Below are 560 nucleotides of genomic sequence, written 5' to 3' on the forward strand. Positions count from 1 at the left end.
GGCCGACCTGCTGTCTGGGATCTCTCCCCTCTCTATAACCTATTGCTTGTCTTATTACAGCAATCGCCCCAAGAATTAGGCTATCTCCGCTCTCGCTGGAGCCTTGAACTCATGACTCATACCCTTAATGAATGACTCAACCTTTCTCTGACACAAAGTGTCCTCTATAGTTACTTTGCTCAGGCGGGGATTGTTTGGCGCAGAGCGGCACCTACGGTAAAACAACCTGATCCCAAATACGATGAGAAAATGGCAAAGATCGCAGAAGCCAAAGCGAATATTTCAGAAAAACATCCCGTTTTCTATGAAGATGAGGTGGATATTGATTTAAACCCGAAAATTGGCGCGGACGGGTGTTTCAAAGGACAACAAAAACGGGTTATCATCCCGGGAAGAAACGAAAAACATTACCTTGCAGGCTGCCTCAATGCCCAAACAGAGCAAATCACCTATGTTAAAGGAATAAAAAAGAACTCTGACTTATTTATCAAAATGTTAGATGAACTGAATCATCAATATCCCCATGCGGAAACCCTCACATTAATCCTGGATAACTACGG

The 560-nt window shown here is 43.8% G+C and carries 1 pseudogene; it reads left to right on the forward strand.

Features of this window, described 5'->3' with window-relative positions:
* Positions 1-560: pseudogene (locus tag C5471_RS23540) on the forward strand (IS630 family transposase); the annotation flags it as partial.

The sequence above is a fragment of the Photorhabdus tasmaniensis genome (assembly GCF_011189505.1).
Taxonomy (GTDB): domain Bacteria; phylum Pseudomonadota; class Gammaproteobacteria; order Enterobacterales; family Enterobacteriaceae; genus Photorhabdus; species Photorhabdus tasmaniensis.